This is a genomic window from Mycobacterium bourgelatii (genome assembly GCF_010723575.1).
In the GTDB taxonomy this organism is placed as follows: Bacteria; Actinomycetota; Actinomycetes; order Mycobacteriales; family Mycobacteriaceae; genus Mycobacterium; species Mycobacterium bourgelatii.
In genome coordinates, this window is sequence record NZ_BLKZ01000001.1 from 5660162 (window position 1) to 5684569 (window position 24408).

The window sequence follows — 24408 nt, forward strand, 5'->3', positions numbered from 1 at the left end:
GACACATTTAGGCGATTTTGGCTCCGCCAGCGCCGATTCGCACACCGAGTCCATGTAGTGCTGCCGCGCGGCTGATGTCGCTCGGAGAGACAATGCCGTGCAGGTTGCCATTACGGAAGACCAGGGCGCGGCCGTCGGTGCATCCTCGGAGCCGTGGCAGCAACGCCGAGAGCGGCTCGTCGGGCTGAGCGCGGGGAACCTCGTCGGGCGGGCAGGCGATCTCGCGCAGCAGGGTGGTCGCCCGCCGCTCGGCCGGGACGGTTCGGATCCGGTTGAGGGTGACCAGGCCCTGCAGCTGCCCTGCCCGGTCAATTAGCGGGAAAGCGGAGTGGCGACGCAGCAGCGCGACTTCGCGCAGGAAATCGGTGACGGTGAGATCACCGTCGGCCGTCTCGGGATATTCAGTCATGACATCCCCGACCCGGATTCCGGCGAGCGCCGTGCTGGTCCGGGCGCTCTGCTCCTCGGCGGTGGCCATGGTGACGATGAACAAGCCCAGCAAGATCCACCACAGACCGCCGCCAGCTCCGCCGATGGCCCGCAGCAACCCGAGCGCGATCATGGTTAGGCCGAAGATCCGTCCCGCCCTGGCGGCCACGACCGTTGCGGTCAGCCGATCACCTCGCCATGCCCATACCGCTGCGCGCAGGACTCGCCCGCCGTCCAGCGGTGCCGCGGGGATCATGTTGAAGACGGCCAGCAGCACGTTAACCGCAGCCAGATAGCCGGCGACCGCCACCACCAGCATATTGAGGTCGGCTAGTTCGGCCAACCGGGCTGCCGTGCCGAACACGCCTGCCGCCAGCAGGCTGGTAGCGGGCCCAATCGCGGAAATGCGGAAATCGGCACCCGGCGTGGCGGCTTCACCGCGCAATCGGGCAACTCCCCCGAGGAGCCACAGGGTGATGCCTTCCACCTCGACCCCGTTGCGTTTCGCCACGATCGCGTGCGCCATCTCGTGCGCCAGCAGCGATGCCACGAACAGCACGGCGGCTAGCACCGCGGCCAACAGGTATACGCCCCATGGATATCCCGGGACAACCTGGGGAAAGTGCGCCGATAGGCCGGCAACCACCAGCACCACGATGGCGAGCACACTCCAATGCACGCCGATGTCCACACCCGCTAACCGCGTGAGCTTTAGCGTTGACTTCATGGTTCACTCCTTGTGATGGCTGGATCGGGTCATCAAATCCATCTCTCTCAATGGAATTCGACGTGGGGCACCGAGTATTCCCGCACCCGCACCCGTAATCGGTTGCCACAGTCGGGTTCAGCGGTGAGCGAGCGGTTATGGCCGCGCGCCCCCGTCGATTCCGACGCAGCCATGCGCCAGGTTGGGGCGGTGCTTAGATGTCGCGCTCGGCTTCGCGTGCTTGCTTACGACGGGTGAGTCTCCGACGCACCGTGCGTGCTGGCCGGCGGCGTAAAGCCGCCCTCGTCTTCCCACCGGTGTATTTGCTTGGCGGGGATGGTGGAAAGTTCGTGGTGCATGAGAGCTGGCTTCAATGCCTCGGCGGATTTGCGGGCCTCCGACGCCAGCGGCATGGCGCGGTACTCACCCGGGGCGGTTACCTGCTGCCGCAAGGCATCCTGCACCGAGGCCGCCGTGGATAGCCGGAAGCGACCCTCCGCGCCGGCCAGCAGTCGGTCGACGGCTTGGCTGGTAACCAGTGCACATCGCACGCCAGTCCGCTGGGACTTCTCGACGATCCTGACCAATGCCGAGAGCCCACCGTCGCTGAGGAAATTCACACCACGAAGGTCGAGGATCAAGCCACGGCTGGGGTTGGCCAAACCGTCGACGTATTCGCTTAGCCGCTGGCCGTTGGACGCATCGACCGCACCGCATACCTGAACGGTGGTTGCGTACGGCTGGAAATGTGCGCGCAGGGACATGCCGGATTGATCGGTCGCCACGCACCGACTGCTCGGCGGTCGGTGCAAGCAGACCTTCCTCGCGGCAACACTAGGGGGCACCTTGGTCGGACTAGGCATGGGAACGAACCTCGTATTCTTCTGGGGCTAGCTAAGTTTGGGATTTCTCATCAGGCGCCGATGCCGCTGCGTACACCAGCCGTGTAGACGCCGTACGGCACGGCTTCAAGCAGAGTCACACTCAAGACGACGCCGCTGGGCAGGATGTACTTGCGTCGTTCACCCGGGCGGGCGCCCATGAGAGCAGCGCCTAACGGCGACTCGTTCGAGTAGACCGCTAGGTCGCCGTACTCGGCGCCGGGCACACACAACAGGAAGGTCTGGGTGTCGCCGGTAAGGTCGTAGCGGATGGTCAAAACCATGCCAGGTTCGGCGATCTCGTCGTCGGGCGGGTCTTCGCCGACCGTCGCTCTGACCAACAGGTCTTGAATCTGTTGCATCCTCGCCTGCCACCCCTGCTGGACAACGGCTCTGTTTGTGTCGCCATTCGCATTGGCGGCAGCGAGAGAAGTCAACTCACGCAGGGTGGTCAATTCCCTATGCAGCCGCTCATACGCCTGCGGCGAGATCCACACGGGTTCTTGCGTGGTGGTCGTCATCATCCCTCCCGTTGCGGGGTTGGTGGTCGCGTTGCCATCAATACGGTCAGCCGGTAATCGCCAGCGGCATCCTTCGGCTGCTTGGAAATCGCTGCAGCCGAGGACTTTCCGGTCAGCTCTCCGGCTAGACGCTTGTTGTCAATCCCACTATGGCGGAAGGCGCCGTGGTAGCGCTTGGCAGAACCCGACGATGCCGCGACAAAGTCTTGTCGCCGAAGGACAACATGCTCCCGCGATCAATGACTTTTTGCCGGGACTGACCCGTATCGCGCTGTCGAAAGAGAACAAAGCGCTGCGGCGCCGTTGTCCGACCCGGGCAAGCAACTCGGCGACGTCGAGACCACTATGGAGAGTGCAGCGTTGAGACGCGGACGGTGGGCGACATTGTCCGGCCACAATGTCGCACCCCGCGTCTCAACGTCCTGCATTAGCCATCACTTGATGAAACGGCTTTCATATTGGGTAGTTCGGACGAAGCCGAGGTGACGACATGGCAGCCCATCAAAGGCGTGCTCGAGCAAAAATGCTTGTAGCAGCGGCCGTGTTCGTAGCTATGGCTGTGTTGGGACCGCGCATACTCACCGAGGCGGAAGTCAAGACCCGGCGGAGCCCACCGCTGCCGCGAACACCACTGCCCGCAACGCCGGTTCCCCGCTCGCGGAGCTCGTTTGCGGGATCGACCGCTATGGACAGTTCCCCGGTTGTGGTGGATTTGTTCTTTGATGTGGACGCGATGACGGGCTCATGCGGCTCCTGACAATCGTGCCGCTGACGCTCGGTTAGGCGTACAGATGGACGGGCGCGGGTTGATTACCGTCGGACACGGCACATTAGGGCGCGCGGAGCTGATCCCTCTGCTGCACGCCGCCGGTGTGGCCGGGGTGGTCGATGTGCGGACGGCGCCAGGCAGCCGCCGCAATCCGGACGTAGCTCGCGATAAATTGCGCTGCTGGCTGCCCGCAAACGGTATCGACTACCGCTGGGAGAAGCGACTCGGCGGCTGGCGCAAGGCGGCGGCCGACTCACCGGATGCATTTTGGCGAAACTTCTCTTTCCGGGGTTACGCCGGCTACATGCGCGATCCCGACTTCGTTGCCGCGATGGATGCGTTGGTGGCGGACACCGCACACTTGCGTACTGCCGTCATGTGCAGCGAGGCGTTGTGGTGGCGTTGTCATCGCCGCCTCATCGCCGACTTCGCTGTCCTTTGTCGCGAGGTGCCGGTGCAGCACCTGATGCACGACGGGCGACTCGCCGCGCACGTCCCTACGCCCGGAGCTCGATTACGAGCCGACGGATTGCTCGTCTATGACGTGGTCTCGACGAGTCCCGACTCAGCCCCGCGTCGACAGTGAGGCGGCCTCCGCTGTCGGCGGAGTTGGAGGTTAATGCGCTACTGGTGCTTCAACTTTCGTTCCTGACGGTGAGAGCCGCCGGCACCCCCGATCCGCGAGGGCTTCGACCGGTACACGCCACTGCCGGCCCGCGGCCGTACGCCGATGAGGCTATGATTGCCCATTATTAACGACATCATGTCGCTAGGAGAGGAAGCGCTCGGGCGCGGGATTTTGACACGATGAGCCAGCCCGAAGAAGCGCCGCCGGGCGCGGAGAACACGCCGGCAGGTCGCAACGTGTCGCCGCCGGAGGGTGCCGAATTGATCGATCCCATAGGGTCCGGCGATCGCGCCGTGGCAGCGGCGGCGGAACGCGCCAAAGTGACCGCGTCGCGCAACATCCCCGCCTTCGACGATCTGCCGCTGCCCAGCGACACCGCGAACTTGCGACAAGGCGCCGACCTCCACGACACACTGCTGGCCCTGCTGCCGCTGGTAGGAGTCTGGCGGGGCGAAGGGGAAGGCCGCGGACCCGACGGCGACTACCGGTTCGGCCAGCAGATCGTGGTCTCGCATGCCGGTGGGGACTACCTGAACTGGGAAGCCCGGTCCTGGCGCCTCGACGAGACCGGCGAGTATCAGGAACCGGGGCTGCGCGAGACGGGTTTCTGGCGCTTCGTCAACGATCCCGATGACCCGAGCGAATCGCAGGCCATCGAACTGCTGCTGGCCCATTCCGCCGGTTACATCGAATTGTTCTACGGACGGCCCCGCACCCAGTCGTCCTGGGAGCTGGTGACCGATGCCCTGGCCCGGAGCCGATCCGGTGTGCTGGTGGGCGGCGCCAAACGCCTGTACGGCATTGTCGAAGGTGGCGATCTGGCCTACGTAGAGGAGCGGGTCGATGCAGACGGCGGCCTGGTGCCGCATCTGTCGGCTCGGTTGAGCCGCTACATCGGTTAGCGGCGCGGTTCTGCTGCCGTCCCGCCTCGCGGACACGCCGAGCGTGTCGCCTGCGCACCGGGTCTCGCCGTTTCGGGTGCAAATGCCCCACGTTCGCGGACGGGGCAGGCGTCGATACGAGAAGCGCACACGCCGAGCGTGTGGCCTGTGCACCGGGTCTCGACGTTTCGGGTGCAAATGCCCCACGTTCGCGCACGGGGCAGGCGTCGATACGAGAAGCGCACACGCCGAGCGTGTGGCCTGTGCACCCAGTTTCGACGTTTCCGGTGCAAATGCCCCACGTTCGCGCACGGGTTCGCGCAAGGCGCGCCCGAAAATGGAGCGGCCCCCGAGCACTTTCCCGGTTGGACGGACCGAGAGCCCGGGGGCCGGGTGGCTGCGGGGGTTTCGCCAGCGCGCGTTGTCGCCGGCTCATCCGAGCCACTGCTGCTAGCGCGCAGCCACCTCACATGTCCATGAAGCTATCAATTTCGCGGACCACCTCCTTCCCTGTGTACGGCCGACGCTACCGTGACTTCGACCTAGGGACAACAGAATTAAACGGTCAGCGATCGATCACTATTGCACTGTCGACCAATTCGGCGAAAGCGCCGGCGATGGGCGCATGGGGTAGGGGGCGCCCGTTCAGGGTGTGCACTCGAGCCGCCAGCGTCATGCTCGAAATGAGCCAGATGCCATGGGCAGCCTCCAGATCCGCAACGCGCAGGGCGCGGTAGTCGCAGTCGTAGCCCTCGGCGCGAGCGACTTCGAAGAGCGCCTGCTGGGTGGTCCCGCGCAGGATCGGATACCACGGCGGCGGCGTCAGCAGGCACGGGACGGAACCCTCGCCGTCGGCGGCGATCACCACCGTCGAACGCGGACCTTCGAGGATGTAGCCGTCCGCACTGACGAAGATCACGTCGTCGGCGCCCTGCCGGGCGGCGTGGCGCAGCGCGGCCATGTTGACCGCATAGGAGAGGGTCTTGGCGCCGGCGAGTAGCCACGGCATCTGATCGGCCCCCTTGGCCGGCAGTCCGCGATCCAGGGTGATCGCCGAGATGCCGTCGCGGCGGACCGCCGTCACCCGGTCGGGGACTGGGTTGACCATCACGTACCCCGTCGGGCTCGTCGGCGCCGGAGCGCTTTCTCGGCCTCGGCTGTAGATCAGCCGCATAGCGCCCTCGTCGGCGGTGTCCGCCACCCACTGTTGGGTCGCCACGTCAATGGCGTTCCGCCAATCGGCAAGGTCCGGAGCGGGTAGGTCCATCAACTTGGCCGACTGCGTCAGGCGCTGCAGATGCGACTCGATCAGGCATGCCCGGCCGTCGCGGACCAGCAGCGTCTCGAAGACGCCGTCGCCGCGGACCGCAGCCAGATCATCGGCATACAGCAGAGGTGTGTCGGGTTTGCTGATCTCGCCGTCCAGCGTGACCACTACACCCATGACTGAGCAGCCTATCGGCTGCCACACACGGTCGAGCGTCGCGCCGACATGACACTCGGCTCACGAAGGTTCGTAGAGTTGTTTATGTGTCCGCAGTACCTGCCCCGAATCCAGGCCCTGACGCGGGAGCCGTCTGGCATTACGGCGACCCGCTGGGCGAGCAGCGATCGGCCGAAACCGACGCCGTGGTGGTGGACCGCAGCCACCGGGCGGTGCTCACGCTGACCGGAAGCGACCGGCAGAGTTGGCTGCACACCATCTCCACGCAGCACGTCAGCGCCCTGCCCGAGGGCGCCAGCACGCAGAATCTCAGCCTGGACGGACAGGGTCGGGTGGAGGACCACTGGATTCAGACCGAACTGGGCGGCACCACCTACCTCGACACCGAACCGTGGCGGGGGGAACCGCTGCTGGAATACCTGCGCAAGATGGTGTTCTGGTCCGACGTGGCGCCAAACGCCGCAGACCTGGCGGTGCTGTCGATGCTGGGACCCCGGCTGGCTGACAAGCCCGTGCTCGACGCGCTCGGACTGGACGCCCTTCCGACCGACCTGATGGCGGTGCCACTCGCGGACGGAGGCTTCGTCCGCCGAATGCCCAGCGCTCCAGACGGTCCCATCGAGCTGGACTTGGTGATCCCCCGCGCCGACGCGGCCGACTGGCACCGGCGCCTGACCGAGGCGGGCGTGCGCCCGGCCGGCGTCTGGGCGTACGAAGCCCACCGGGTGTCGGCGCTGCGCCCGCGACTGGGCGTCGACACCGACGAGCGCACCATCCCGCACGAGGTGGGTTGGATAGGTGACGCAGTTCACTTGGACAAGGGCTGCTATCGCGGACAAGAGACCGTAGCCCGAGTGCACAACCTGGGCAGGCCGCCGCGCATGCTCGTGTTGTTGCATCTGGACGGCTCGGTCGATCGACCGTCGACCGGTGACACGGTCCTCGCCGACGGTCGCACCGTGGGCCGGCTGGGCACGGTGGTCGATCACGTCGACCTGGGACCGGTGGCATTGGCACTGGTCAAGCGCGGTATACCGGTCGAGACCGAGCTGCGAACGGGCCACGAAGCCGCAGTCGCGGCGGTGATCGACGCCGACTCGGTACCCCCCGCCGATGGGGTGGGCGCGGGTCGACTGGCGATCGAACGATTGCGCGGCCACAGCAGGTAGGACCCGACAAATGCGCCGTCTGGACTCAGCTTCACAACGGGTTCAGATGGGTGGCAGGGCGAACCCACACCTGCCCGCGAGGCACGGTAAACTGTCGGCAGGACAATAACGACACTAAGAGATCGGAGCCGCCTACATTAGGCCGCTCCGTTATTTCGCGAGGGGGTTCCCCCATGGGCCGCGGCCGGGCTAAGGCAAAGCAGACCAAGGTTGCTCGAGAACTGAAATACAGCTCCCCCCAGACCGACTTTCAGCGGCTTCAGCGCGAGTTGTCAGGGACGAGCACCAAGGATTCCGACCACGACGGCACTGCCGACGACTCGTGGGACGACGACGACGAGTGGCGTCGCTAGGATTCCAGCGCGCGGCAGGACGCACGCCGGTTCGTTAGAACCTCGGGTGTTGTCCGACCAGCGTGGCCCGCGGGCCGCCCTTTCCACCCTTGCAGACGGTGCCTAGCACCCAGCAGTTCAGGTGCCGTGCCGTCAAGATGGCCAGGGCGCGATCGGTGTCTTCGGGAGCCACCACGGCGATCATGCCGACGCCCATGTTGAACGTCTTTTCCATCTCCGCGCGGGTAACTCGGCCGCGCTGGGCGATCATGGCGAACACTGGGGCAGGCGTCCAGGTTCCGCGATCGACCTCCGCGACCAGTCCATGCGGAATCACGCGCTCCAGGTTGCCGGCCAACCCGCCGCCGGTGACGTGGCAGAACGTGCGGACGTGTGTCTCCGCGGCCAGTGCCAGGCAGTCCTTGGCGTAGATCAGAGTGGGCTCGAGCAGCTCTTCGCCCAGGGTGCGCCCGAACTCTTCGACGTAGCCGGCCAGGTTCATCCGGTCGATCTCAAGGAGAACCGTCCGGGCCAGTGAGTACCCGTTGGAGTGCAGACCGGACGAACCCATCGCGATGATCACGTCGCCGGGTTTGACGCGTTCGGGCCCCAGCACGTTGTCCGCCTCGACCACGCCGACTCCGGTAGCCGAGAGGTCGTAATGGTCCGGTTCCATCAGGCCGGGGTGCTCGGCCGTTTCACCGCCCAGCAGGGCGCAGCCGGCGCGCACGCAGCCCTCGGCGATACCCGAGACGATCGCCTTCAGCCGTTCCGGCACGGTGCGGCCGACCGCGATGTAGTCCTGCAGGAACAGCGGTTCGGCGCCACACACCACCAGGTCGTCGACCACCATCGCGACCAGGTCGAGTCCGACGGTGTCGTGCTTGTCCATCGCCTGAGCGACGGCCAGCTTGGTGCCGACGCCGTCCGTGGAGGCGGCAAGCAGTGGCTCTCGGTATTCGCGCAGTGCGAACAATCCGGCAAAGCCGCCCAAGCCGCCGCGCACCTCCGGCCTGGTGGCCTTGCTTGCCAGCGGTTTGAACAACTCGACAGCACGATCACCGGCTTCGATGTCCACTCCGGCGGCTGCGTAGGTGATGCCCTGATTGCCCGGGGCACGCCCGGAACGCTGTGCGGGATCCGTCATCGCGATAAAGGCTACCGGGCCATGCCGACGGCCGGTATCGCAACTCGGAGTGTCATGCCGCGGCCGGCACCGTCAGCACTCCGTCAGCGCCCAACTGGGACTTCCGGAACCGTCGGAACTTCAAGTGAGGCAGCCGAAGCAGGCGGGGCCAACTCGCCCATCGCGGCTCCGCGGGCCGCGTTGGCCAGCATGTGCTCGATGACGTTCTTGCCGAGCGCGGTCTCGCTGGGCAGTTCGATCGGATAAGTGCCGTCGAAGCAGGCGCAGCACAGCCGCGAGGCGGGTTGCTCGGTGGCCGCGATCAGCCCGCGCAGCGACAGGTAGCCAAGTGTGTCGGCGTTGATCGCATGCCGGACGGCCTCCAGCATCTCGCTTTCGTCCTCGACGGCGTTCGCGATCAACTCGGCCGGTGACGGGAAGTCGATGCCGTAGAAGCACGGCCATTTCACTGGCGGGGAGGCGATGCGCACGTGCACTTCGACGGCCCCGGCTTCGCGCAGCATGCGCACCAGGGCGCGCTGGGTGTTGCCGCGGACGATCGAATCGTCAACGACGATAAGCCGTTTGCCGCGGATCACCTCTTTGAGCGGGTTCAGCTTCAGCCGGATGCCGAGTTGGCGGATGGTTTGCGACGGCTGGATGAAGGTGCGCCCTACGTAGGCGTTCTTCATCAGACCCTGACCAAAAGGAATGCCGGACTCCTGCGCGTACCCCACCGCGGCAGGAGTGCCCGATTCCGGCACTCCGATGACCAAGTCGGCGTCAACCGCGCACTCCTGGGCCAGCCGGCGGCCGATAGCCAACCGCGCGGCGTGCACCGATCGGCCGGCGATCGTGCTGTCGGGCCGTGCCAGGTAGACGTATTCGAAAACGCAGCCCTTCGGGGTGGGGTTGGCGAACCGCGTGGACCGCACCCCGTCTGCGTCGATCGCGAGCAGCTCGCCCGGTTCGATGTCGCGGACGAACGAGGCGCCGACGATGTCCAGGGCCGCGGTCTCCGAGGCCACCACCCAGCCGCGATCCAGCCGGCCGAGCGACAGCGGACGCACCCCGTGCGGGTCCCGGCAGGCGTACAGCGTGTTCTCGTCCATGAACGTCAGGCAGAAGGCGCCGCGCACCGTCGGCAACAGTTCCAGCGCCGCCTGCTCCAAGGTGGAGTCGGCCGCGCCGTGCGCCAACAGCGCGCCCAGGATGTCCGAGTCCGTGGTTGCCGGTGCGGGGCAACGCCGGTCCATCAGTCCCGCGTCGCGGGCCCGAGCGGCCAGTTCGGCGGCGTTGACCAGATTGCCGTTGTGGCCCAGTGCAACGCCGGTGCCTGCGGCGGTATTACGGAATACGGGCTGGGCGTTTTCCCAGGTGGTGTCGCCGGTGGTCGAGTAACGGCAGTGCCCGATGGCGACGTGACCCTGCATGGCGGCCAGTGTCTGCTCGTCGAATACCTGGCTGACCAGGCCGAGATCTTTGAAGACCAGAACCTGGGATCCGTCGGCGACGGCGATCCCCGCTGCTTCCTGACCGCGGTGCTGCAACGCGTACAGGCCGTAGTAGGTGAGTTTTGCGACGTCTTCGCCTGGGGCCCAGACCCCGAATACACCACACTCTTCACGAGGCGAGTTGAAATCTTGTTCGGGCTGCTCAGTGGTCACGGTGGGGCGGCTCCCTAGGGCGCAGGTAGTGACATTTCGGAGTCTACGGCCAGCAACGGCCCCCCGCCGAATCCCAATGGCGTGTTGCCCGCGGAGAAAATCCGCGTGTCGCGGCAAACCCGCAGTTCAGGACAAGTTCACCAACGGCAGCCAGTGGCCAATTTCACGCGCGCGTAAACCGGACAGGGTCAGGACGCCGTTCGTCACTGCCTCCTCTAGTCCCACCAGTCCCGTAGCTAACAGCAGCCACGTGCGCGGGTCGGTTTCCACGATGTTGGGCGGGGTGCCGCGGGTATGTCTGGGGCCGGACACACATTGCACCGCGACGAACGGCGGCACCCGCACCTCGACGCTGGACCCGGGCGCCAACTCGGCGAGAGTGCGGGCGGTGAGTCGCACCGCGGCCCCGAGGTCGGCGCGATCCGGCGCCGGTAGCGCGTCGTCACGCAACCAGTCGGCGATGGCCAGCACGACCTGCCGAAGCTGGGCCGGATCGGCCTTGTTGCGGTTGCGGGTGGCCATTCCGTCATGGTCTCAGAACCGGCCGTTGGATCGTTAACCCGATGTTCATCAGCCCCCCGACCGCGGCACCCGGACGGCTCGGCCACGGCTGCGGCATTCGAAGTTGAACAAAAGGTGACCGCTGCGCAACAATTGTGTTTCCAGCACGTGTGACCAGGGCACTAAATCGTCTGTCTCACAAGCGGTGTCGGCTCCTGCGCAGCGTACCCGCCGTGTGTGGAAGCCCCGTCTGTGAGATCCTCACGGTGCCGTGGTCAGGGTTTGAAAGGTGGTGTTCCGATGCCTAATTTCATGTCCAGCGGGGGTGTTCGGCCCGCCATGAGCCCCATCGTCGTGAGCCGACGAGGCAAGGTCGCGCGGCTTGAATCAAGTCTGACACCGCATGAGGCGCAGATTGAGGATCTGGTTTTTCTGCGAAAGGTGCTCAACGAGGCCAACATTCCGTTCTTGTTGATCCGCAATCACAAGAACCGTCCGGTGCTTGCCGTCGACATCGAATTTCGCCCGGCCGTCGAGCGTGCGCTTATCGCGGCGTGTGCCACGGAGCCGATGTACGCGAAAACCAAAGACAAGAGCGGGCATCCGGCGGTTTTGGTGACCGCACATGGGTTGTCCAGTCTGGTCGACCCGCGAATCGTGCGGTTGTACCGGCGGCGGATTGCGCCGGGAGGGTTCCGCTTCGGGGCCGCCTTCGGCGTCGAACTCCAATTCTGGGTCTATGAAGACACTTTGGTGCACTGCCCGGTGGAAAATTCACTTACGCGGAAAGTGGTGCCGCGCGCCGAGCTGATTCCGGCGACCGTGAAGCTGTACGGCTACAAGTGGCCAACCGTCCAAGGGATGTTCACGCCGCACGCGAGCGACGTGACCTTCGATGTCGACATGGTGTTTTCCTGGGTCGACGGTAGCGACCCCGAATTTCGCGCCCGTCGGGTCCGGCAAATGGCGCAGCATGTCGTCGGCGAGGGGGACGCCGCCGAGGCGCGGATCCGGCAGATCGACGAGCTGAAATACGCGTTGCGGTCGGTGCACATGTTCGCTCCGTGGATCCGTCGCATCTTCATTGCGACCGATTCCGCGCCGCCGGCCTGGCTGGCCGAACACCCCAAAATCACCATTGTTCGCGCCGCGGAACACTTTTCCGACCCCGCGGCATTGCCGACCTACAATTCGCACGCCGTGGAAAGCCAGCTGCACCACATCGACGGACTGAGTGAACATTTTCTGTACTCCAATGACGACATGTTTTTCGGTCGTCCGGTCAACGCCAGCATGTTTTTCTCGGCGGGCGGGGTGAGCAAGTTCATCGAAGCGAAAACCCGGATTGGGCTGGGCACAAGCGAACCCACCCGCAGCGGCTTCGAAAATGCCGCCCGGGTCAACCGCGAATTGATCTTGAAAAGGTTCGGGCAGGTCATCACGCGCCATCTCGAGCACACCGCGGTGCCATTGCGCCGGAGCGTGCTCGAGGAGATGGAGCGGGAGTTCCCAGAGGATTTCGCCCGCACGCAGGCCAGCGCGTTCCGCTCGGCCACCGACATCTCGGTGACCAACTCGCTGTACCACTACTACGCGCTGATGACCGGTCGAGCCGTCCAGCAGGAGAAGGCCAAGGTGCTGTACGTGAACACCACGACGCAAGCCGGCCTGAGCTTGCTGCCGAAGTTACGCAAGAAGCGCAACTACGACTTCTTCTGCCTCAACGACAGCAGCTTCCCCGAGGTGTCGGCGGCCGAACGAACCGAGCGGGTGACCAAATTCCTGGAGCGGTACTTCCCGATCCCGGCGCCGTGGGAGAAGGTCGAGGCGGACGTCAGTCGACCGGACGCCGCGGTGCAGTCGGAGCTAGCGCCATCGGAAGGTGCCTGAACAGCGAATCGCGACGGGACGGCTCGATGAACATGCCGCTTTCGGCGATGTTGCGCTGCGCCTGACCGGGAGAGACGAAGGTGCCCACGGTGTTTCCGCCGCCGAGTGGTACCACCGAATGCACGATCGTGTCCTGGTAGACGTGCACCAGGTTGCAGCCCTGGGCGCCGTCTCTGCCGCGCGTTCCGCCCGCCGCAACCGTCAGATCCTGGGTGTAACAGGTGGCAGAGGCGACCGACACCGGGATTCCGACGAACGTGGCGTTCGTCGAGTAGTGCAGGTGCCCCGCCAGAATCGCGCGCACATCGGTGCCTTTGAGCACCCGGCCAAGCGGGGCCTGGTCGCGCAGTTCCACGGTGACGGCCATGTCCAGGACGCTGGGAATCGGTGGATGGTGCAGCGCCAGGATGGTGCCGTCCGGTGCTGAGGTCAGCAGTTCCTCCGCCAGCCAATCCAACTGGGCTTCGCGAATTTCACCGTAGTGATGCCCGGGGACCGAGGTGTCCAGGGTGATGATGCGCAGGCCGTCGATCATCCGGACGCTGTCCAGCGGCGCCATCGAGGGCGCTTCATCCAGCAGCAACCTGCGCAGCTCGGCGCGGTCGTCGTGATTGCCCATCACCCAGATGAGTTCGGCGCCCAGTTCGGCGGCGAACGGCTCGACCATATTGCGGAGCTTGCGGTAAGCCTGCGGCTCGCCCTTGTCGGCCAGATCGCCGGTGAACACGATCGCGTCGGGACGCACCCCGGATCCGGTCAGTTGCTCGAGCAGTTCGCCCAGTCGTCCGTCGGCGTCAACCGCTCCGTACAGCGGACCGTCGTCCGCGATGAGATGGGTGTCGCTGATGTGTAAGAGAACGTAGTCCGGCCGCGGATGCTCCGCGGCCCTAAGTCTGTGCACCGGAGGTGCCAACCTCTCCATTCGTCGGGGCTATTCGTCGGGGCCCCTCGGACGGACCCCGTGAAATTAACAACGATTTAACAAGTGTAAGTGGGGCGGGGGTTAGATCGCTGCACTTGTGAGCTGTTCCACGCCGCGCGCTCGCTGCTGGGTCGCCACCGCGGCTAGCGCGCCTGACTCGTTGATGGCCAGGTGCAGCAGGATCGGTGCCGCGAGGCTGCCGCTGCGCTCGGCCAGCCAGCCGAACAGCCAGCCCGCCAGACCGGTGATCAACACGGTGGGCACCAGCGGTACACCCGTCGCCCGCGCATCCGGGACGTGGGACAGGCCGAAAGTGACGGCTTGCAGCAATTGCCCACCGGTCGGGCCGAAGGCTTCGGCCCCCGCGGTCATCAGGGCCCCGCGAAAGGCGGCTTCCTCGGCCCAAACCGTGCCTAGCGGTATCTGCAAGCTCAACCAAGTGGGCACCGACGGCGGCAGCTCGCGCGTGGACATCGACATCCGGACCTTCGGCACGGGTGTCGTCGCGGCGACCGCGGTCGCGGCCACCGCGGCGGACGCTGAACCCCACCGCAGGCCCGCCCAAAGCCGCGGCGGCCAGAACCCCAGCGGCGCACGGGTCCCCGCTACGAGCAGAGCACCCACCCCCGCCTGCAGCGGTGTTCGCCAGGACGTCGGCAAGCGCGGACTCAAGAAGCTCCAGCCGACCAAGCCGGCGGCCAATGCCAAGGCGCGAACGCGACTCACCCGAAGAAGCGCGGCAGCACCGCCTCCGACGTCTCGCGCAGCTCCGCCAACGACACCGTGAACAATCCCTGAACCTCGATGCCGTCGGAAGTCTCATCGACGACGCCGATGCGGACGGCGGGCAGCTCGCGCGCCTCACACATCGCACGGAACCGACTCTCCTCAGTGCGCGGGACGGCTACCAACACCCGGCCCGCGGACTCCGAAAACAGCATGACGAACGGATCGTGTCCCTCGGGAAGCACTATGCGACAACCAGTTTCGCCCCCCAACGCCGATTCGACAACCGCTTGGGCCAAACCGCCTTCGGAGAGGTCGTGCGCCGCACTTATCAGCCCGTCACGCGAGCCCGCGCGCAGCACGTCGGCCAACAACCGCTCGCGATCCAAGTCCACCTGGGGCGGCAGCCCGCCCAGGTGATCGGCGACCACTTGTGCCCAGATCGAGCCGTCGAACTCGTCGCGGGTATCCCCCAGCAGCATCAGCGTTTCACCGGGTTCGGTACCGAACGCGGTGGGGATGCGGCGGGCGACGTCGTCGATGACGCCGAGGACCCCGACCACGGGGGTGGGCAGGATGGCCGTCGAGCCCGTTTGGTTGTAGAAGCTGACGTTGCCGCCGGTCACCGGAATGCCAAGGGCCGCACAGCCGTCGGCAAGGCCGCGCACCGCCTGGGAGAACTGCCACATGACACCCGGGTCTTCGGGCGAACCGAAGTTGAGGCAGTTGGTCACCGCGACCGGGGTGGCGCCGGTGACCGCGACGTTGCGGTACGCCTCGGCCAGGGCGAGTTGCGCACCGGTGTACGGGTCCAGCTTGGTGTAGCGGCCGGAGGCGTCGGTCGACAGCGCGATACCCCGTCCGGTCGTCTCGTCGATCCGCAGCATGCCGCCGTCGGCGTGTTCGGCGAGCACGGTGTTGCCGCGCACGTAGCGGTCGTACTGCTGGGTGATGAACGCGCGACTGCACAGATGCGGGCTGCCCACAAGCGCAAGCAAAGTGGCGCGGAGTTCGTCGCCGGTGGTGGGCCGCGGCAGGCTGGTCGAACGGTCTGCGTTGAGGGCGTCCTGCGACTCGGGACGAGCGACCGGGCGTTGGTACACCGGACCTTCGTGGGCCACGGTGCGCGGCGGTACGTCGACCACCGTCTGGCCGTGCCAGGTGATCTGCAGCCGGTCGCCGTCGGTGACCTCGCCGATCACGGTGGCCAGCACTTCCCACTTGCGGCACACCGCCAGGAAGGCATCCACGTTCTCCGGGGCGACGACCGCGCACATCCGCTCTTGGGACTCGCTGCAGAGCACCTCGGCAGGCGTCATGTTCTTGGCGCGCAGCGGCACGCTGTCGAGCTGGATGGCCATTCCGCCGTCGCCGGCGGAGGCCAGTTCGGATGTGGCGCAGGACAATCCGGCCCCACCAAGATCTTGAATGCCGATCACCAGGCCGCCGGCGTACAACTCGAGGCAGCACTCGATGAGCACCTTTTCCATGAAGGGGTCGCCCACCTGCACCGAGGGCAGCTTCTTGCGGGAGTTTTCGGCGTCAAACGTGTCGGAGGCGAGAACCGAAACGCCGCCGATGCCGTCTAGACCGGTCCGTGCCCCGAACAGGATGATCTTGTTGCCGGCGCCCGATGCGAACGCCAGATGCAGGTCCTCCTGGCGCAATACCCCGACGCACAGCGCGTTGACCAACGGGTTGCCCGCGTAGGAGGCGTCGAAAACGGTTTCCCCTCCGATGTTGGGCAGGCCCAGCGAGTTGCCGTAGCCGCCGACGCCTCGGACCACGCCGTCGACCACCCGGCGGGTATCGGGAGCGTCGGCGGCGCCGAACCGCAACTGGTCCATCACCGCCACCGGCCGCGCGCCCATGGCCATGATGTCGCGCACGATGCCGCCGACGCCGGTGGCCGCGCCCTGATAGGGCTCGACGTAGGACGGGTGGTTGTGGGACTCCACCTTGAACGTGACGGCCCAGCCGTCACCGATGTCGACGACACCGGCGTTCTCGCCGATCCCGGCGAGCATGCCGGTGCGCATCTCGTCGGTGGTGGTCTCACCGAAATACCGCAGATGCACCTTGGAAGACTTGTAAGAGCAGTGCTCGCTCCACATCACCGAGTACATGGCCAGCTCGGTGTCGGTGGGCCGGCGGCCCAGGATGTCACGGATACGCTGGTACTCGTCGTCTTTGAGGCCCAGCTCGTGGAACGGCTGTGGGTGGTCCGGGGTGGTGGCGGCGTGTTCGACGGTGTCAATCACGTGGGAGGGCGCGCTCGTCACGGAGCCAGTCTAGGTTCCCGCCCGAAATTGGGCTGATTTCGACCGGAGCTATCCCAATAATGGTGAACCATGTCTCGTCACTGGCCGCTGTTCGAGCTGCGGATCACCACGCCGCGGTTGCAGCTGCGCCTGCCCGACGAAGAAGTGATCGACCAGCTGATCGACACCATTCTCGACGGGGTGCACCCGCCCGACCAGATGCCGTTTTCGGTCCCGTGGACCCGAGTGCCGCGCGAATACCTTCCGTTCAACACGCTGTCGTTTCTGTGGCGGGAGCTGGCCAGCTTCAGACGCGATGAGTGGTCGCTGCCGCTCGCGGTACTCCTCGACGGGAAGGCCGTTGGTGTACAGGGGATGATGGCGAAGCATTTTCCGATCACCCGCCAAGTGGACACCGGGTCGTGGCTTGGGCTGCGGTACCAGGGACGCGGCTACGGAACCGAGATGCGCGCAGCCGTACTGCATTTCGCGTTCAACGAGCTAGGTGCGGGGGTGGCGACGTCGCAGTCGTTCACCGACAACGCGGCTTCCATCGCCGTGTCCCGTCGCCTCGGCTACCAAGACAACGGCGTCGATCGGTTGGCGCGCGAGGGAACTCCGGCCGAGACGCTGCGGTTCCGACTCACCCGCGAGGACTGGGAGCGGCATCGCGCCGTCGAGGTGCGCGTCGACGGGTTCGAGCGCTGCCGACCGCTCTTCGGGCTTGAGTGAGCTCAGGGAGGTCAGGCGCCCTCGTACTGGCACACCACACAGAACGCGTTGCCTTCAGGATCGGCCAACACCACCCAGCGGAAGTCGTCGCCGATATTGTGCCGTTCGACTTCGGTCGCGCCGGCGGCCGTCAGCCGCGAGACTTCGCCGTCCACATCCGGCGTGGTGAAGTCGAGGTGCACCTTGTTCTTCCCGGGAGTCGGGTCGGGCACCTTCTGAAATCCCAGGCGGGGCCCTTCGGGGCGGGCCACCGCAAAGAACTCTCCGGGCATCAATTCGTGCGTCTTACCGCCGAATTGGTCGGCCCACCAGCCGGCCAACTTCGCCGGCTCGGTGGAGTCGAAGGTGATCATCTCAAGGTTGAGAGCCATAGGGAAAAACCTATGCCTCGGCCGCCTCGGGCGAAAGGAAGGCTTGAAGCGCGGCCGCGTACGCCCCGACGTCGCGGGCGCCCATCAACTCCCGCGCGGAATGCATCGCGAGCTGTGGGGCACCGACGTCGACGGTCGGAATCCCGGTACGCGCCGAGGTCATCGGACCGATCGTCGATCCGCACGGCAGATCGGCACGGTGCTCATAGCGCTGCAGCCGAACCCCGGCCTGCCGGCAGGCCAACGCAAACGCGGCCGCCGTCCGCCCATCGGTCGCGTAGCGCAGGTTGGGATGCACCTTGAGTACCGGCCCGCCGTTGATTTCGATGAGGTGGTTCGGCTCGTGCCGCTCCGGATAGTTCGGATGGGTGGCGTGCGCCATGTCGGCCGAGGCCAGTAGCGACACGGGCAGCCGGCGCAGGAAGTCCTCGCGCGTCCCGCCTTGGCCCAGCACGATGCGTTCCAGGACGGTGGGCAGCAGGTTCGACTGGGCGCCGTGGCCGGAGGTAGAGCCGACTTCTTCGTGGTCGAACAACGCCAGCACGGGCAGGTGGCTGCGGCCGGCATCAGGGGCGGCCAGCAGCGCTTCCAGCCCCGCGTAGCAACTGGCCAGGTTGTCCAACCGTGGCGCGCTGAGCAGGCTGGCGTCCGCGCCGATAACCGCCGAAGGGGTCAGGTCGTGGGTCATCAGGTCGGCGGCCAAGACGTCGGACTCCGCGACCCCGGCACGTTGGGCCACATAGCCAATGAAGGAGCCGGCCCTGTCGCTGGTGCCCCACACCGCATTCACGTGTCGCTGCGGGTCCAGCGTGACCGACTTGCGGTCGTCGGCCAGATGGATGGCCAGTTGAGGCACCCGCAGGATCGGCTCGTCGATCCGCACCAGGCGATGGCTCAGCCCGACCCCGTAGCGCACCGAAAGGCGCCCGCTGATGCCCAGGTCGCGATCCAGCCAGGAGTTCAGCCACGCTCCCCCGTACGGCTCCAGGGCCACTACTCGCCATCCGGCGACCAGCCGGTTCGGGTGCTGTTTGACGCGCAGGTTTGGGCTGTCGGTGTGCGCGCCGACGATCCGGAACGGTCCCTGGGCGGCACTGTTCCAGGCCACCAGGGATCCGGCGCGGACGGTGAAGTAGCGGCCCGGTTTGTCGGGCCAACGGTCCGCTTCGCTCAGTTCGGTGTACCCCGCCTCGAGCAGCCGCTGGGCGACGGTGGCACACGCATGGAACGGCGACGGGGACGCGTCGATGAACTCACCCAAACCCGCTGCCGTCGCCGCCATGTAGCCATGTTTAGCATTCGCCCCAGCTTGGGCGTTAGGGTCATGGCTGTGCCCGCTGTTCAGCCCCAGCCGGTTCTAGAACCTCTGACGCCAGCCGCGATCTTCATGGTCGTAACGATCGACAATGGCGGCGAAGCGATCGTGCACGACGCGTTGCCGGCGCTGCCGGGGTTGGTGCGCGCGATCGGGTTTCGGGAACCGGCCAAACGTCTGTCTCTCGTGACGTCCATCGGATCCGACGCTTGGGACCGATTGTTCGCTGGGCCGCGACCCGCCGCGCTGCATCCGTTCATCCCCCTGAGCGGGCCGCGCCACACCGCGCCGGCCACACCGGGCGACCTGTTGTTCCACATTCGAGCCGAGGCGTTGGACGTTTGCTTTGAGTTGGCGGGCCGCATTCTGAAGGCGATGGGCGGTGCGGTCACCGTTGTCGACGAGGTGCACGGCTTCCGCTTCTTCGACAATCGAGACCTGCTGGGGTTCGTCGACGGCACCGAAAATCCCGACGGTCCGCTGGCCGTCAGCGCCACCCAGATCGGCGACGAGGACCCCGACTTCGCCGGCTCGTGCTACGTCCACGTGCAGAAGTACCTGCACACCATGTCTTCCTGGGATGCGCTGTCGGTCACCGAACAGGAACTGGTGATCGGCCGCACCAAGTTGGAGGACATCGAACTCGACGAGGACAAGAAGCCGGCGAATTCGCACATCGCGCTGAACGTCATTACCGACAGCGACGGCACGGAACTGAAGATCGTGCGGCACAACATGCCGTTCGGCGAGGTGGGAAAGGCCGAGTACGGCACCTACTTCATCGGCTATTCGCGCGCGCCGGAAGTCACCGAGCGGATGCTGCGCAACATGTTCCTGGGCGACCCGCCGGGTAACACCGACCGGATCCTGGACTTTTCGACCGCCATTACCGGTGGACTGTTCTTCACCCCCACCGTCGATTTCCTCGACGATCCGCCGCCCCTGCCCGGCCCGCAGACGACGGCCGCACCGGTTACGGCAGCCTCTGATGACGGTTCCCTCTCGATCGGCAGCCTGAAAGGATCCTCTTGATGAACAACCTGTACCGCGATCTGGCACCGGTCACCGAAGCCGCTTGGGCGGAAATCGAAGTGGAGGCGGCGCGCACGTTCAAGCGTCATATCGCCGGACGGCGCGTGGTCGACGTCAGCGAACCCGGCGGGCCGGTAACGGCGGCCGTCAGCACGGGACGGCTGATCGACCTCGAGGCACCCACCGACGGCGTTGTCGCCCACCTGCGGGACAGCAAACCGCTTGTGCGACTTCGGGTTCCGTTCACCCTGTCGCGCGAGGAGATCGACAACGTCGAGCGTGGCTCGCAGGACTCCGACTGGGATCCGGTCAAGCGGGCCGCCAAGAAGCTGGCGTTCGTCGAAGACCGCGGCATCTTCGAGGGTTACGCACCGGCGCAGATCGAGGGCATCCGGCACGCCAGCTCGAACCCCCCGCTGACATTGCCCAAGGATCCGCGGGACATCCCCGACGTGATCACCCAGGCGTTGTCGGAACTGCGGCTGTCCGGTGTTGACGGCCCGTACTCTGTGCTGCTGAGCGCCGACGTGTACACCAAGGTGAGCGAGACCACCCAGCACGGCTATCCCATCCTCGAACACATCAACCGCCTGGTCGACGGGGACATCATCTGGGCACCGGCCATCGACGGTGCGTTTGTGCTGACCACCCGTGGCGGCGACTTCGACCTGCAGCTGGGTACCGACGTGTCGATCGGCTACCTCAGCCACGACGCCGACACGGTGCAGCTTTACCTGCAGGAGACCCTGACGTTCCTGTGCTACACCGCGGAGGCGTCGGTCGCGCTGAGCCCGCACTCCGAATAGCCCGCAATAGCCCGGAATAAATCGTTGTCGCCCGCCGGTTAGCGGGAAATGACCACATCACTTGCCGGCTCCACCGCACTGGTTACGGGAGCCACATCGGGAATCGGGCGCGAAGTCGCGCTGCAGCTCGCAGGGCTGGGCGCCGAGGTTGTCGTGCACGGCCGCAGCGCCGAACGCGGTGCCGAAGTCGTCCGTGAGATCGAGAATGCCGGTGGCACAGCACGCTTCGTTTCCGCCGACCTGAGCAAGGCCGACGACGTCCGGCGGTTGGCCGCCGCGGCCGGGCCGGTGGACATCCTGATCAACAACGCCGGCATCTACGAATTCGGCGCGACCGACGAAACCGACGACGCGACTTTCGACAAGCACGTGAACGTCAACCTGCGCGCCCCGTACCTCCTGGTTCAGCGGCTAGTCCCGGCCATGGCCGCCCGCGGCAGCGGCGCAGTGGTCAATGTCAGCACCCTTGCCGCGTCGGTGGCGGCGCGTGGCGCGGGCATCTACGGCGCCACCAAGGCCGGGCTGGAACAACTGACCCGAACCTGGGCTGACGAGTTCGGCCGGTCCGCAGTGCGAGTGAACGCGGTGGCCGCCGGGCCGACGTACACGCCGGGAGCCGACGTGACACCGGGGTTGGTCGACGGACTGGGCGCGACAACCGCATTGGGCCGCGGAGCTGACCCAGGCGAAATCGCCAGGGCCGTAGTGTTTTTGAGTTCTACGGAGGCCAGCTACGTCAACGGCGCCGTTCTGCACGTCACTGGCGGGCAGCTCGCCATCGCGCCATAGGGCCAGAAGTCCGGCACCGTGGTCTCGCCCAGCGCGGATGACCGACTGGGATGAGTGACCCAGAAAATGCTTGACTCAGTATGGTGACCTACGCGCATAATGGGTTGCACAACCCAAAAACACGGAGGGCGCCATGCCTGCCATTCATCATCGCTACATCTCGGTCGACGGTCATCGGCTGTTCTTTCGCGAAGCCGGCGATCCCAGCTCACCCACGGTCGTGCTCTTGCATGGCTTCCCTACCAGCTCGTACACGTTTCGCGGCCTGATTCCACAGCTCGCCGACCGCTACCACGTGATCGCACCGGATCACCTGGGCTTCGGCCTGTCCGACGCACCGCCGGTCGACCAATTCGACTACACCTTCGACGCGCTGGCCGATCTCACCGAGGGGCTGTTACGCGCGCTCGGGGTCGTCCAGTACGCCATGTATGTCCAGGATTACGGCGCGCCGATCGGATGGCGGTTGGCTCTGCGCGATCCGGACGCGATCACGGCGATCGTCACCCAGAACGGCAATGGCTACGACGCGGGGTTCGTCGAGGACTTCTGGAAGGGGGTCTGGGCGTATCAACGTGAGCCGACCGGCGCCAACGAGGCCGCGATCCGGCAGTTCCTCACCTTGGAGGCCACCCGCTGGCAGTATCTCACCGGCGTGCCCGACGAAACCCTGGTCGACCCGGAATCTTGGCATCACGACTTCGCTCTGTTGTCCCGGCCCGGCAACGAACAGATCCAGCTGAAGCTGTTCCGCGACTACGCGACGAATGCTCCGCTTTACCCGCAACTGCACGAGTACTTCCGCGCCTCGGGTGTTCCACTGCTGGCGGTGTGGGGTCGCGGTGACGAGATATTCGGCCCGGCCGGCGCGGAAGCGTTCGCCGAGGACCTCCCCCATGCCGAGATCCACCTGCTGGACGGCGGGCACTTCCTGTTGGAGTCCGCCCTGCCAGAAGTCACGGGACTGATTCGCGAGTTTCTCGCAAGAGTTCCCGTGCCGGCGTGACGGTTGCCACCGCGGGCGGCGCGGAGGATATGGGCTGAATATCCCATTAATGGGGCGGTTTGCACGTTAGCCTGACGCGATGGTTATCCCCGACGACCAGACCGAAAAGCGGTTGACCCCCAAAGGGCGCGCCACCCGCGATCGGATCGTGCTGGCCGCCGCCGAGTTGATCGTCGCGCACGGGCTGCGGGCGCTCAACATGGACGGAGTGCGCAGGGCCGCGTCGGTCAGCGGTTCGCAGCTTGCGCACTACTTTGCCGACAAGAGCGCGCTGATCCGCGCGGTCGTCGCCCGCCAAATCGCTGTGGTGCTGGCCTTTCATGAGCAACCCGAGCTCGGCGGCTTGCGCTCGCTCGCCGACTTCGAAAAGTGGGCCGAGCTCAACATGCGCTACTTGAGACGGGTCGCCAGCACAGGAACGCCCACTTACCACGCGCTGGCCGCTCAGCTGGCAAAGTCCGACGACGCCACCCGGATAACGCTGGGCGCCGGATATCTGCAGTGGATAAAGCTGCTGGACAAGGCGATTCAGCAGATGAAGGACGACGGCATCCTTCTCCCGATCGCAGAACCGACGAGTCTGGCAATGGTCATCGTCAGTGCCCACCAGGGTGGTGGCACGTTGTCCTATACGTATCGCGCGGAGTGGCCGCACGCCGACGCCACCCGATTTGCCGTCAACTATCTGCGCATGTTCGCCGCCGACCCCGCCGAACGTACCCCGCGCCCGGTCCGGCGGCCTCGTGGCCGGCGCGGGTCCACTCGGGCGTCCCGTGCCGCGGTCGCCGAGGATGCGCGCTTCACCCGGAAGGGACTGGCGACCCGGGCACGGATCGTCGAGTCCGCCGCACGGCTGATGTTCGAGCACGGCGTCGACAACACGAGCATCGAGGAAGTTCGAACCACCGCAGGGGTCGGCGGATCGCAAATTTCACACTATTTCGAAGACAAGCGGGACCTCACCCGTCAGGTGATCGCTTCCCGTCGCAGCGACGTCGTGACCTTCCACACCCAGCCACGGCTCGGTGCCCTGGATAGCGTTGCGGCCCTTCAGTCCTGGGCCGACGCATGCATTGCCGACATCGACGCCGTATACCGGATCGGCGGGTGCGTCTACGGTTCACTGGCCGGCGAACTGATCGACGCCGACGACGACATTCACGACGACCTTTCCGCCGGATATGACCAATGGATCGAGTTATTTCGCGAAGGTCTTGAGGCGATGCAACGCCGTGGGGACTTGCGGGCCGACGCCGACCCTCGCCACCTTGCGGTATCGCTGGTGACCGCGCACCAGGGTGGCGCGATGATCACGCATGCCACCGGCGATCCCCAGCCGCTGCGCGTGGCCGTCAACGCTGCGGTCAACTATGTGCGCTCTTTTGCGCGGGCCGACAAAGACGCCAGCCGGTCATCGCGGCGCAGGTCAAAGGCTTGACGACCCCGGCCTGACCCACTGTTCGGCACTAGTGCTGGACTTTTTGGGTTGTTCAGCCCATAATTA

At 65.9% G+C, this 24408-nt stretch carries 23 protein-coding genes; 11 read left to right on the forward strand and 12 right to left on the reverse strand.

The window, feature by feature from the left end; translation table 11 throughout:
* Window positions 1-7: 7 nt before the first annotated feature.
* From G6N68_RS24300 to G6N68_RS24310, 3 genes are all read right to left on the reverse strand, one after another.
* Entirely contained in the window at window positions 8-1156 is a 1149-nt protein-coding gene (locus G6N68_RS24300) for a site-2 protease family protein (protein WP_163717728.1), read from the reverse strand.
* Between the two features lie 224 nt (window positions 1157-1380).
* A complete protein-coding gene (locus G6N68_RS24305; RefSeq protein WP_163717730.1) occupies window positions 1381-1920 on the reverse strand; it encodes an STAS domain-containing protein in 540 nt (179 codons plus the stop codon).
* A 128-nt stretch (window positions 1921-2048) separates the two neighbouring features.
* Entirely contained in the window at window positions 2049-2537 is a 489-nt protein-coding gene (locus tag G6N68_RS24310; protein WP_163717731.1) for a GreA/GreB family elongation factor, read from the reverse strand.
* Between the two features lie 791 nt (window positions 2538-3328).
* Between G6N68_RS24310 and G6N68_RS24315 the strand changes: the two genes are divergently transcribed.
* Both G6N68_RS24315 and G6N68_RS24320 read left to right on the forward strand, forming a co-directional pair.
* Window positions 3329-3892 carry a DUF488 domain-containing protein gene (locus G6N68_RS24315; RefSeq protein WP_163717733.1) on the forward strand — a complete coding sequence of 188 codons (564 nt, stop codon included), beginning with the start codon at window positions 3329-3331 and terminating at the stop codon, window positions 3890-3892.
* 221 nt (window positions 3893-4113) lie between these two features.
* Window positions 4114-4836, forward strand: coding sequence for a heme-binding beta-barrel domain-containing protein (locus tag G6N68_RS24320; protein ID WP_240355607.1), 723 nt, complete (start codon window positions 4114-4116; stop codon window positions 4834-4836).
* A 544-nt stretch (window positions 4837-5380) separates the two neighbouring features.
* Here G6N68_RS24320 and G6N68_RS24325 read toward each other — a convergent pair.
* On the reverse strand, window positions 5381-6259 hold the full coding sequence (locus G6N68_RS24325) for an aminodeoxychorismate lyase (RefSeq protein WP_163717735.1): 879 nt from the start codon (window positions 6257-6259) through the stop codon (window positions 5381-5383).
* An 86-nt stretch (window positions 6260-6345) separates the two neighbouring features.
* On the opposite strand from G6N68_RS24325, the gene ygfZ reads away from it, so the two are divergent.
* Window positions 6346-7428, forward strand: coding sequence for a CAF17-like 4Fe-4S cluster assembly/insertion protein YgfZ (gene ygfZ, locus G6N68_RS24330; RefSeq protein ID WP_163717738.1), 1083 nt, complete (start codon window positions 6346-6348; stop codon window positions 7426-7428).
* Between the two features lie 173 nt (window positions 7429-7601).
* On the forward strand, window positions 7602-7781 hold the full coding sequence (locus tag G6N68_RS24335) for a DUF3073 domain-containing protein (RefSeq protein WP_163717740.1): 180 nt from the start codon (window positions 7602-7604) through the stop codon (window positions 7779-7781).
* Between the two features lie 34 nt (window positions 7782-7815).
* Here the strand turns inward: G6N68_RS24335 and purM are convergent, their stop codons facing one another.
* The 3 genes from purM to G6N68_RS24350 form a co-directional block, all read right to left on the reverse strand.
* A complete protein-coding gene (gene purM, locus G6N68_RS24340) occupies window positions 7816-8907 on the reverse strand; it encodes a phosphoribosylformylglycinamidine cyclo-ligase (protein ID WP_163717742.1) in 1092 nt (363 codons plus the stop codon).
* A gap of 83 nt (window positions 8908-8990) precedes the next feature.
* The gene (purF, locus tag G6N68_RS24345; RefSeq protein ID WP_163717744.1) at window positions 8991-10553 is read right to left on the reverse strand and encodes an amidophosphoribosyltransferase; all 1563 of its coding nucleotides are present in this window, start codon (window positions 10551-10553) and stop codon (window positions 8991-8993) included.
* A gap of 126 nt (window positions 10554-10679) precedes the next feature.
* Window positions 10680-11075 (reverse strand): sterol carrier family protein, encoded by a 396-nt coding sequence (locus G6N68_RS24350; RefSeq protein ID WP_163717746.1) that lies wholly within the window; start codon window positions 11073-11075, stop codon window positions 10680-10682.
* A 279-nt stretch (window positions 11076-11354) separates the two neighbouring features.
* On the opposite strand from G6N68_RS24350, the gene G6N68_RS24355 reads away from it, so the two are divergent.
* Window positions 11355-12944: a stealth family protein gene (locus tag G6N68_RS24355; RefSeq protein ID WP_163717748.1), complete on the forward strand. Its 1590-nt coding sequence runs from the start codon at window positions 11355-11357 to the stop codon at window positions 12942-12944.
* Here G6N68_RS24355 and cpdA read toward each other — a convergent pair.
* The 3 genes from cpdA to purL form a co-directional block, all read right to left on the reverse strand.
* Window positions 12889-13845, reverse strand: coding sequence for a 3',5'-cyclic adenosine monophosphate phosphodiesterase CpdA (gene cpdA, locus G6N68_RS24360; RefSeq protein WP_163717750.1), 957 nt, complete (start codon window positions 13843-13845; stop codon window positions 12889-12891). The two genes, G6N68_RS24355 and cpdA, sit on opposite strands and share 56 nt — an antisense overlap.
* Before the next feature lie 102 nt (window positions 13846-13947).
* Window positions 13948-14592, reverse strand: a complete 645-nt coding sequence (locus G6N68_RS24365; RefSeq protein ID WP_163717753.1) for an Rv0804 family intramembrane glutamic endopeptidase — start codon at window positions 14590-14592, stop codon at window positions 13948-13950.
* Window positions 14589-16853 (reverse strand): phosphoribosylformylglycinamidine synthase subunit PurL, encoded by a 2265-nt coding sequence (gene purL, locus G6N68_RS24370; protein ID WP_163718916.1) that lies wholly within the window; start codon window positions 16851-16853, stop codon window positions 14589-14591. The genes G6N68_RS24365 and purL overlap by 4 nt, the downstream gene beginning before the upstream one ends.
* A 90-nt stretch (window positions 16854-16943) precedes the next feature.
* Here purL and G6N68_RS24375 point away from each other — a divergent pair, with 90 nt between their 5' ends.
* Window positions 16944-17585 carry an acetyl-/succinyl-CoA transferase gene (locus G6N68_RS24375; protein WP_163717755.1) on the forward strand — a complete coding sequence of 214 codons (642 nt, stop codon included), beginning with the start codon at window positions 16944-16946 and terminating at the stop codon, window positions 17583-17585.
* Window positions 17586-17596: 11 nt separating this feature from the next.
* On the opposite strand, the gene G6N68_RS24380 is transcribed toward G6N68_RS24375, so the two are convergent.
* Together G6N68_RS24380 and G6N68_RS24385 are read right to left on the reverse strand one after the other, a co-directional pair.
* Window positions 17597-17956, reverse strand: coding sequence for a VOC family protein (locus tag G6N68_RS24380; RefSeq protein WP_163717757.1), 360 nt, complete (start codon window positions 17954-17956; stop codon window positions 17597-17599).
* Between the two features lie 10 nt (window positions 17957-17966).
* Window positions 17967-19238: a M18 family aminopeptidase gene (locus G6N68_RS24385; protein ID WP_163717759.1), complete on the reverse strand. Its 1272-nt coding sequence runs from the start codon at window positions 19236-19238 to the stop codon at window positions 17967-17969.
* Window positions 19239-19280: 42 nt separating this feature from the next.
* Here G6N68_RS24385 and G6N68_RS24390 point away from each other — a divergent pair, with 42 nt between their 5' ends.
* From G6N68_RS24390 to G6N68_RS24410, 5 genes are all read left to right on the forward strand, one after another.
* Window positions 19281-20303, forward strand: coding sequence for a Dyp-type peroxidase (locus G6N68_RS24390; protein ID WP_163717761.1), 1023 nt, complete (start codon window positions 19281-19283; stop codon window positions 20301-20303).
* On the forward strand, window positions 20303-21109 hold the full coding sequence (locus G6N68_RS24395) for a family 1 encapsulin nanocompartment shell protein (protein ID WP_163717763.1): 807 nt from the start codon (window positions 20303-20305) through the stop codon (window positions 21107-21109). The genes G6N68_RS24390 and G6N68_RS24395 overlap by 1 nt, the downstream gene beginning before the upstream one ends.
* 48 nt (window positions 21110-21157) lie before the next feature.
* On the forward strand, window positions 21158-21898 hold the full coding sequence (locus tag G6N68_RS24400; RefSeq protein ID WP_163717765.1) for an SDR family NAD(P)-dependent oxidoreductase: 741 nt from the start codon (window positions 21158-21160) through the stop codon (window positions 21896-21898).
* A gap of 133 nt (window positions 21899-22031) precedes the next feature.
* Complete coding sequence (locus tag G6N68_RS24405; RefSeq protein ID WP_163717766.1) at window positions 22032-22904, forward strand: alpha/beta fold hydrolase; 873 nt, start codon at window positions 22032-22034, stop codon at window positions 22902-22904.
* Between the two features lie 79 nt (window positions 22905-22983).
* Window positions 22984-24342 carry a TetR/AcrR family transcriptional regulator gene (locus G6N68_RS24410; RefSeq protein WP_163717768.1) on the forward strand — a complete coding sequence of 453 codons (1359 nt, stop codon included), beginning with the start codon at window positions 22984-22986 and terminating at the stop codon, window positions 24340-24342.
* The last annotated feature ends 66 nt before the right edge of the window (window positions 24343-24408 follow it).